This is a genomic window from Methylobacterium sp. P5_C11, assembly GCF_054049775.1.
Map to the genome: position 1 here is coordinate 1 of NZ_JBFULS010000103.1, position 5125 is coordinate 5125.

The following is a 5125-nucleotide window of genomic DNA, read 5'->3' on the forward strand; positions in this document are numbered from 1 at the left end:
CCACTACGACAGCCACGACCAACTGCGGGAACACCTCGCCGCTTTCCTGGATGCCTACAACTTCGCCCGGCGGCTCAAGACCCTACGCGGCCTCACGCCATACGAAGCGACCTGCCGAGCCTGGGCAGACGACCCAGGCCGGTTCAGATACGACCCAACCCATCTCACCTCGGGACTGAACACCTAGGGCGTTGTTGGGCCATGGGGCGCACGGCCCGTTGCCCAAGGACCCAAAGGGGCTTTTGCCCTATGGGGCGATCGGGCTGTCGGGTTAAGGGGCCGTTTACCTTTTGGGCATCAGCTCGTGTGGCCGCTGGCGGAGGCGCGCAACAGAGAGCTGGGGCAATGGCGGTTATCTCCGTTTGCTCGACCAAGGGCGGCGTCGGGAAGACCACGCTGGTGATCTGTCTCGCTGATGCCTACGCGCGCCAGGGCGGCAGCGTGGCCATCATCGACGCCGATCCAAACGGGCACGTATCCTCATGGCGCGATCGGGCTGGCGAGGACTGCACCGTGGACGTGAACGAGAAGACGGTGCTTGACCAGATCTCCGACGCGGCGTCGCGCTACAGCCTCGTGTTCGTGGACCTTGAGGGCGCCGCCTCACAGGCGGTCACGTACGCGATCGCCGAAAGCGACCTGGTGCTGATCCCCTCCAAGGTATCCGGCATGGATTTGCAGGAGGTGTTCCGCACCTATGAGGTGGTGCAGCGCGCGGAGAAGATGCTGCGCCGGCCAATCCCGGCCCGGGCGGTATTCACGCAGATGTCGCCGCTAAGCAGCCGTGTCGCCCAGCACGCGCGCCAGGAGGTGCAGGCCGCCACCATCCCGGTGCTGCGTACCGAGATCATCCAGCGCGCGGCCTACCAGAACATCCACTTCACCGGTGCCACGCCGGCGCACCTCGATGGCGACCCTAAAGCCCTGCAGGAGGTCGCCGGCGTGCTCGGCGAACTAATCGAGGTGCTGGCAGTCCAGCAGCAGGCTGCCTGACATGATGAAGCCCGCCTTCCAGCCTGCGCCGCGCCCGCGGCCCCGCATCTCGCCCGAGGACGCCCAGCAGCTCGCCGTGGCCACCAGCGACCTGGGTTTCACCCGGCCCTCGTCCGCGCCCGAGGCGCGGGCCAAGGAGCCGGCGCCGCCGGTTGAGCCTGTGCCGGTTGAAGTCCCATCTGCCCAAGCACCCAAAGCCCCACTTGCCCTAGCTGCTATAGCAAAGGGTACAGCCCTCAAATTCGAGGTGCCGGATCTGGTGTGGACAGCCTTGCGGCAGGAGGCGCTGAACCGCCGGGTCACGGTAAGGTACCTAGTCTTGGAGGCCCTGGCGGCGAAGGGCTACAACGTCGATCTGGCCGCGGTACCCGAGGACGGGAGACGCTTAAGATGATCGAGGTAGCCCTTGTTGCGGTCATCGCGGCGGCCTTGAGCGCCGCTGCAGCCGGTGCCATCAGCGGGCCTGGGGCCGAATGATCACCGCCGGCTTCCTCGTGATGCTGGCCGGCACGCTTGGCGCTATCGGAATCGTCGTCCTGGCACTTGAGCAGGCGCCACAACGTCGTCGATGAAGCAGCCACCAGACGCCGACCGCCTCGCCCTTGAGCTTGAGGTAGCTGAACTGCGCCAGCGGCTGGCGGGAGCCCAAAAAATGCTGGTGGAGACCCCGATCGACGCCGGCTAGCTGCACGCCCGGATCGGTAGCCTGCAGGACGAGTTGGCCCGCGTACGTGCTGACCGGGATACTTGGCGTGCTGCCGCCCGGGCAGCCGGCAGGGCAGTGGCATGAGCGTGTCACCGCCCGCAACTTCCCGCCCCCATGGCAGGCCGTAGAGTTAGAGGACGCGTTCCAGATCGTGGATGCCAACGGCTTCCCTGTGGCCTACATCTACTTCGCCGACGCGACACATCAACGTACCGGTTCCGATCGCATGTCGCGTGCTGAGGCGCGGCGCATGGCAGTTCGGATCGCAGCCCTACCTGAGCTGCGGCAGGCGCTACGTGATCCGGGCGAGTAGGCCTTCGGGAACTGTTCGGCCGCAAGCGGGTCTGCCTATCGATGAAGGTCCCCCGACCCATCGCACTCAGCCCGCTCGGCTCGCCGCGGCGGGCTTTCTTTTGTCGTCTGGGCGGTAATCAGTTTTCAAGCGCGTGCGCGGGAGCACCGCCGAAGCCTATAATTCGTGAGATCTTAGCCTCCAGACAGAGAAATCAATATTCCTGACGGAGAGTCAAATGGCCTACGTTTCAGCGACCCGACAGACCATAAGGCTCGATGAAGGCGACGTGACCATTCTGCTTCCGGCCGACCTGTCCGAGAAGAGCATCGGCATACTCCGGATCCGGCTCGAAACGCTGGCCGCAGGGCTGGGCTCAAAAAGAAATGACGACGACCAATCCTACTTGCGTGGGTTGGCCGGGTTGGCGGCTTACATCGCCAATTGACAGGTAGAGGTAGCTACTCGCCGATGCGCCAATCCACGGGCTGCAGATCCACCTGAGCTAGATCAACATCGAGCTGAATTGAGGTAGCATGCTGGAATGCCAGTTGGATCGGGGAAGGCGCTTGTTATCCTCCCTCACGGTGCGCACTGGGCCGATCCACGTAAGTCGCCGCGCCCGCGAAGTCTCGTGGCAGGCTGGTCTGGACGAAGCTACTCGACGGTGCGGCACTTCACGGGCGGCCGATCCAGCCCTGGCGTCCGCGGGCTCACCTTATGGAACCGCGTGCGGTCGCCGGTCACGACCTCGGCCACGTCATCGATGCCCCCCACGATGCGCGACACGGCCACGTAGAGCGGCCCCTGTGGCTTGGCCCGGGTCAGCACCTCGATGCAGGTGCGACGCCACCGGGCGCCTTCCTCAAGGAGGTGGACTTCCTCAGCCCTGACGAACACGGGCCGCCGCACCATCCCGCACCTCGCTCGCCCTGCGCCCGAGATGTAGAACGAGACAAGAACACGACCAGGCGAAGAACCAGCTCGATGGCATGCGCTGTCCGCGTGTTACGGGGATCCGTGAACTGAGCGGCATTCCGGTGACGGGCAGTTAACCATGCCGTCTGAGGATGGCCGCAGTGTTCGGCCTACAGCCCAGCGCCGGAAAAGCCGCACCGGCCTGTTAGACGGTCAGTATCGGTGCGGCCTCGCCGGCGCAGTCGCGCTTAGTTGGCTTCAACGAGCCCCATCAGGTCACAGCTCGCTCCTCAGCATCGGGAAGCTAGAGCTGCTGGACCCGCTTGGACGCGTCGCGGTTCCGGTAGAAATCCCAGAGCAGGAATGCCGGGAACGGGATCATGATCGCGAAGAAAATCCAATCGAACATCTGTGGCATGGGGACGGTCTCCTACAGTTTATAGAAGGGCTAACCCGCATCGGGGTCAGCGGATCCAACCTGAGTTCGTTCTGCCCCACAGGTAAGCGCCAGCTAAACCTTGTCGTCGGGCTCGGTGGGCTCCACGCTAGTGCCCAGTGCCCCGCCCTGGGGTGCATCGGTCGGACCATACCGGTCGCGGTTCGATTAGCCGCTGCTATCCGATGTGCGCGTGTCATGCGGGTGCGTCTCGCGCCGGTGTGCTCGGGCAAGTTCTCGATGTGTCGGGAGAGCACGCCATGGGGCCGGGGCGGCGCCCAGGCGGAGAACCGTCGGAGCGCGAGTGAGAAACACCGCAAGCAGCACCCACGGGACAACGAACACGACGAAGGCAGTCAGACCCATGGCAATCCTCCTGTCGGGAGCCGGGGATCCGGAGAGAACGCCGGGTGAGCAGCCTTTGATCCTTGTGGTTGCACCCGCCGGACCTGGGTCGCTGTCCACGCCCCGCCCCGCGCCGCCGGGATCCCGCGCGCGTTCAGCGCCGCCGCCACCTGCCGCAATGACACTGCCCCGCCGGCTCGCACCTCGGCCAGGATGGGCGCGAGATCGGCAGCGCGGGCCGCGCTCCTGCGCGCCCGTGCGTCAGCCGCCCTGGCTGAGCCCAGATCCCGGTTGCGCAGGTTGCCGGGATTGCCCAGCTGCACGCCCTGGGCCTTGGCCGCCGCCAGGGCGGCCTTGGTGCGGGCCGAGATCATTTTGCGCTCGGCCTGCGCGACCACAGCCATGATGCCGACCACGAGCTCGTTGGCCTCGGGCATGTCGGCCGCCACGAAGCGCACCCCGGCCTTCTGCAGGTTCAGCAGAAAGGCGGCATCACGGGACAGCCGATCGAGCTTGGCAATCACCAGCGTGGCCCCATGCACCCGGCAGAGCGCCATGGCCTCGGAAAGGCGGGGACGCGTATCACGCGCCCCGCTTTCGACCTCCACGAGCTCGGCCACGTGCCGCCAGGATCCGCCGGCCAGGAAGTCGGCCACCGCCCGGCGCTGGGCCTCAAGGCCGAGCCCTGAGCGTCCCTGCCGCGCCGTGGAGACCCGCAGGTAGGAGACGAACGCGCCGGCGCTCACCAGGTCCTCTCCTGGGCCACTGCAGCGTCCTGCATGGCTTTTGCCCAGTGCGGGCAGGTATGGGTCCGCAGATCCTTCAGGTGCCGCCGCTCATGCACGTGCTCGCCCAGGCGCACGAACTCCTCGGCCCAGATCCCGGTATCGGCAGCCCCATGCTTGTCCGTCCCGAAATCCGTGAGGCCGCAGCGGGGGCAAACGGCGATGTTCATGGGCTTCCCGCGCTCCGTGCCCCAAGTGACCAACGCACGAACGGTCGTTCGTGATGACGTCACGGGCTTGGCTGGCGCGGGATGGTTGAGGAAGGGCTAACAAGCCTGCGACGACGGCTACCGATGGTGGCCGCCATCGGCATGCAGTAATCCTGTGCAGTCGCTACGGCTTCGGGGGGTACGAAGCCGAACGGCATGCGGGCCGAGCATTCCCCTTCAAGCTCGGCCCGCGCCTACGCCTCCATCTCGCCCGGTCCAGTTGAACCGCCACGCGCGAGGCGCGGCGTTACGCGGCGTTACTTGGCTTGCGCATTTGGTTCTAGGGCCTGTCGTCGCCTGAACGGACTGGCGGGGCTTGCGTTTTCGTCTCTCCAAGGCAGGAGGGATGATGCTGAGCGACGCGCAATGGTCTGAGCTGGAGCCGCTGGTCGAGGCGTGCCGTCCGAAGGCCAAGACGCCACCGCAGGACCTGCAACGCAC

Annotated in this window: 7 protein-coding genes and 1 pseudogene; 5 read left to right on the forward strand and 3 right to left on the reverse strand. The window is 66.0% G+C overall.

Annotation, left to right across the window (positions count from 1 at the left end):
- From ACXJKQ_RS27305 to ACXJKQ_RS27325, 5 genes and pseudogenes are all read left to right on the forward strand, one after another.
- Positions 1-187 (forward strand): annotated as a pseudogene (locus ACXJKQ_RS27305) (IS481 family transposase); the annotation flags it as partial.
- A gap of 158 nt (positions 188-345) precedes the next feature.
- Positions 346-993 carry a nucleotide-binding protein gene (locus ACXJKQ_RS27310; RefSeq protein WP_457108804.1) on the forward strand — a complete coding sequence of 216 codons (648 nt, stop codon included), beginning with the start codon at positions 346-348 and terminating at the stop codon, positions 991-993.
- A 1-nt stretch (position 994) separates the two neighbouring features.
- On the forward strand, positions 995-1387 hold the full coding sequence (locus ACXJKQ_RS27315; RefSeq protein ID WP_457108805.1) for a hypothetical protein: 393 nt from the start codon (positions 995-997) through the stop codon (positions 1385-1387).
- A 358-nt stretch (positions 1388-1745) separates the two neighbouring features.
- Complete coding sequence (locus ACXJKQ_RS27320) at positions 1746-2012, forward strand: hypothetical protein (protein WP_457108806.1); 267 nt, start codon at positions 1746-1748, stop codon at positions 2010-2012.
- Positions 2013-2229: 217 nt separating this feature from the next.
- Positions 2230-2439 (forward strand): hypothetical protein, encoded by a 210-nt coding sequence (locus ACXJKQ_RS27325; RefSeq protein ID WP_457108807.1) that lies wholly within the window; start codon positions 2230-2232, stop codon positions 2437-2439.
- Between the two features lie 209 nt (positions 2440-2648).
- Here the strand turns inward: ACXJKQ_RS27325 and ACXJKQ_RS27330 are convergent, their stop codons facing one another.
- From ACXJKQ_RS27330 to ACXJKQ_RS27340, 3 genes are all read right to left on the reverse strand, one after another.
- On the reverse strand, positions 2649-2906 hold the full coding sequence (locus ACXJKQ_RS27330; RefSeq protein WP_457108808.1) for a hypothetical protein: 258 nt from the start codon (positions 2904-2906) through the stop codon (positions 2649-2651).
- Positions 2907-3701: 795 nt separating this feature from the next.
- Positions 3702-4436, reverse strand: coding sequence for a recombinase family protein (locus ACXJKQ_RS27335; protein ID WP_457108809.1), 735 nt, complete (start codon positions 4434-4436; stop codon positions 3702-3704).
- Positions 4433-4645 (reverse strand): hypothetical protein, encoded by a 213-nt coding sequence (locus ACXJKQ_RS27340; RefSeq protein WP_457108810.1) that lies wholly within the window; start codon positions 4643-4645, stop codon positions 4433-4435. Before ACXJKQ_RS27340 ends, ACXJKQ_RS27335 begins: the two co-directional genes overlap by 4 nt.
- Between the last annotated feature and the right edge of the window lie 480 nt (positions 4646-5125).

Excerpts from the sequence above, each read along its gene's own strand:
- ACXJKQ_RS27310 (WP_457108804.1), top strand. The coding sequence starts at position 346 with ATGGCGGTTATCTCCGTTTGCTCGACCAAGGGCGGCGTCGGGAAGACC.
- ACXJKQ_RS27315 (WP_457108805.1), top strand. The coding sequence starts at position 995 with ATGATGAAGCCCGCCTTCCAGCCTGCGCCGCGCCCGCGGCCCCGCATC.
- ACXJKQ_RS27325 (WP_457108807.1), top strand. The coding sequence starts at position 2,230 with ATGGCCTACGTTTCAGCGACCCGACAGACCATAAGGCTCGATGAAGGC.
- ACXJKQ_RS27330 (WP_457108808.1), bottom strand. The coding sequence starts at position 2,906 with ATGGTGCGGCGGCCCGTGTTCGTCAGGGCTGAGGAAGTCCACCTCCTT.
- ACXJKQ_RS27340 (WP_457108810.1), bottom strand. The coding sequence starts at position 4,645 with ATGAACATCGCCGTTTGCCCCCGCTGCGGCCTCACGGATTTCGGGACG.